The organism is Oleiphilus sp. HI0123, assembly GCF_001635315.1.
The window spans coordinates 1-3297 of the sequence record NZ_LWGE01001248.1 but is presented as its reverse complement, the minus strand read 5'-3'; the positions used below and the strand labels follow the sequence as shown (position 1 = coordinate 3297).

Sequence of the window (3297 nt, the reverse complement as noted above, 5' to 3'; positions counted from 1 at the left end):
TTCAAAACTTATATTTATTTATCTGAAATCTATCAGTATTACGATGTGGGCTAAGAGATCACGAATCTAGTTCAAGCCTCACTAAACGCCTATCGCTAACTAAGTGTAGCGCTAAATTCGAATTTTTCCTTCGAAAACAGTCATAGCGGGGCCTTCCATCATTAACGGTGAGCCGACGCCCTGCCACTCAATTTTTAGATTACCGCCAGGCAAGCGAACCTCAACTGGCGATTCCAGCACACCTCGGCTTATTCCAGCGGCAACAGCCGCACACGCACCGGTACCACAGGCCAAGGTTTCACCCACACCTCGCTCGTAAACGCGTAGTTGGATAAAGCGCTTATGTACTATTTCCATAAAACCAACATTCACACGCTCTGGAAAGCGTTCATGCGCTTCAATCAATGGTCCTAAATGCGCAACCTGCTGATCACTCAATTCAGGCACCTGCAAAACAGCATGAGGGTTGCCCATAGACACCGCAGAAATCTGCAAGGGTTCACCATCGACATCGATGCTGTAACTATCTGCTGGAGCATCCGCTGTAAATGGAATACTTTCTGGGTCGAATACTGGTTCGCCCATGTCTACAAGGACGCGACCATCATCATTGACCTTTAACTCAATATCGCCTTTTTTTGTTTCGACCCGAATACTATCTTTGTTGCTTAGCTTCTTCTCGCGCACGAAGACTGCGAAACACCTGGCACCGTTACCACACTGCTCAACTTCTGAACCATCGGCATTAAAAATTCGATAGCGAAAATCAACATCAGGCTTGCCAGGTGGTTCGACCAACAAAAGCTGGTCAAAGCCCACACCTAAATTACGATCAGCCATTCGGCGAATTTGTTCAGGACGAAGGTGAACATGATGGCTGATCATATCAACCACCATAAAGTCATTACCCAAACCATGCATTTTGGTAAAGTTCACCACCATATTGTTTTCTCCCGATACCTAAAATACTCTAAATGCCCACTAAGGCATCAAATTCTCAAGCGCTAGTTGATCATCAATTGTTTCACGCTTACGCGCTAATACGACTTGCTCACCATCTACAACCAGCTCTGCCACACGACCTCTGGAGTTGTAGTTCGAGCTCATTGCAAAGCCATAAGCACCTGATGACATTACCGCGAGCAAGTCGCCCGCCTTAATAGCCAAATCACGATCTTTACCCAAGAAGTCGCCCGTCTCACAAATCGGCCCTACCAAATCATAGTGATGACGCTCACAATCAGAACCCGGCTCTTTTTCTACCCGAATAATATTCTGCCATGCGCTGTATAAAGACGGGCGTAGCAGGTCATTCATCGCCGCATCGATAATCGCAAAGTGCTTATCTTCGTTGTGCTTCAGAAATTCGACCCGTGTTAATAAAACACCTGCATTCGCAGCAATGGAACGTCCTGGCTCCAAAATAACCTTTAGACCTCGATCCCCGATTTTTTCTAACAAAGCGCTGATATAGTCAGCCACTTCAGGTGGCTGCTCGTCATCATAAGTAACGCCTAAACCACCACCCAGGTCAAGGTGCTCGATCACGACCCCTTGTTCTGCAAGCTGATCAACCAAAAGCAAAACTCGCTCTAATGCATCAAGAAATGGTTCCGTTTCAGTTAGCTGGGAGCCGATATGGCAATCAACGCCTATCACCTTTACGCCAGCCAGCTTGGAAGCAGCCTGGTAAATCGCTGGGGCCTGCTCAATGGCAACACCAAACTTATTATCTTTTAAGCCGGTCGAAATATAGGGATGAGTGCCCGCATCAACATCAGGGTTCACGCGTAATGAAATCGGTGCGACTTTGCCCATCTCCAAAGCAACATCATTTAAACGATAGAGCTCTGCCTCGGACTCAATATTGAAGCAATGAACACCCACCTCAAGCGCGCGTTGCATCTCATGTGCTTGTTTGCCGACACCTGAAAAGACCACCTGATCTGCACTACCACCAGCACGCAGCACTCTTTCTAGTTCTCCGACCGAGACAATATCAAAACCGGCACCCTGCTTGGCAAGAATATTCAGTACAGCCAGATTAGAGTTTGCCTTGACTGCATAGCAAACTAAGTTCGCATGCCCTGCAAAGGCTTTTTTATAAGCCTGATAATGCGCCTCAAATGCTGCACGTGAATAAACATAACACGGGGTGCCATACTGTTCAGCGATCTGGCTTAGTGACGAATTTTCTGCATACAACTCGCCATTCTGGTACGAAAAATAACTCATGATTTATAACACTTTTTAATCGCCTGAACCGCTTCAGGCTTGGATAGAATTTGCCAATCACCCAGGATTGCTAAGCTTAGTTCTCAAACTGCTCTTCTGGGGCTCTCGTATCTCGTTTCTTTTTTTCTGCCTTATCGGAAGCAGGACTTTCCACCACTTCCGACTGATTGTGCACAGGCAAATAGAGATCACCCTTTTGGCCACAGCCTTGCACCAGTACCACACATGACATGATAAAAAGAGGCGTAAGTTTTAATCTCATACGTTTACTCACACCTCGAAATAAAGGCCGAAAAAGAATAATTTCCGAAAGGCTCATGGGAAGATACGCGTCAGCTGCCAAAAGGCAGGAATTATAACGAGTTGAAGGGCAATTGACTATTTTTAAGTACAAACCCTAACGAGAAGACTGTTTTTGTATGGCTCGATGCAGAGCCTTGTCAGCCTTTGCAAACCAGCGCAATACTTCCAGGGTTTTCGCCGAATCACTGGATGCTACGCTAAATTGAGATGAGTGATTGCTAAGCAAGACCTCCGACACCATAAGCGGCAGTCGGTCAGATACCTGCTGCTTATTAGCATAATGGATAAGCGCTTCATATTGCTGCTCTCCATGCGCGGCATTACTAAACTCCATACCCTGAAAGCTCAAGTCGCAGTTCGACTGGTAGCCTTCACTGCTAACATGAACCTGTACCTCACTCACTGCACAGTGTGGAATATCTTTCAGCGCCCGTATACGATAACCACCGTCTTTCGCCTTGGTGATTTTATTAAAGCTCACCGTAGGCATTTCACCTCCCAGGCTCATATCTGAGAGCTGCCTTGTTTCCAACATCCGAACCAGGCACTCATTCAATGCAGAAAGTAGTAGCATCTCGTCACGCCCCGTTAAAACCAGGCGCAACAGGCTACCCTGCTCGTCCAATATAATTAACTGATAGGTATCGTGATGCAAAAAGAAAAAAACCTGAATATTACCAGGCATATTGTAGGGTAAAACTGCTGCAACCAGGGTCTCTCCTGGCTGAGCGTATTCATCAAAAATAATTGGGCTATAGT

4 protein-coding genes are annotated in these 3297 nt (G+C 46.3%); all 4 read right to left on the bottom strand.

The annotated features are described in order from the left end of the window. Positions 1–111: 111 nt before the first annotated feature. Entirely contained in the window at positions 112–942 is an 831-nt protein-coding gene (gene dapF / locus A3761_RS14650; RefSeq protein ID WP_068512859.1) for a diaminopimelate epimerase, read from the bottom strand. 39 nt (positions 943–981) lie between these two features. Then, entirely contained in the window at positions 982–2235 is a 1254-nt protein-coding gene (gene lysA, locus A3761_RS14645; protein ID WP_068512862.1) for a diaminopimelate decarboxylase, read from the bottom strand. A 76-nt stretch (positions 2236–2311) separates the two neighbouring features. After that, complete coding sequence (locus A3761_RS14640) at positions 2312–2497, bottom strand: lipoprotein (RefSeq protein ID WP_068512865.1); 186 nt, start codon at positions 2495–2497, stop codon at positions 2312–2314. Positions 2498–2632: 135 nt separating this feature from the next. Continuing rightward, on the bottom strand, positions 2633–3297 hold a 665-nt coding region (locus A3761_RS27750), incomplete at its 5' end, for a hypothetical protein (protein WP_197473056.1).

Bases quoted from the DNA above. Each gene is read 5' to 3' on its own strand.
- dapF (WP_068512859.1), bottom strand. From the start codon at position 942: ATGGTGGTGAACTTTACCAAAATGCATGGTTTGGGTAATGACTTTATG.
- lysA (WP_068512862.1), bottom strand. From the start codon at position 2,235: ATGAGTTATTTTTCGTACCAGAATGGCGAGTTGTATGCAGAAAATTCG.
- A3761_RS14640 (WP_068512865.1), bottom strand. From the start codon at position 2,497: ATGAGATTAAAACTTACGCCTCTTTTTATCATGTCATGTGTGGTACTG.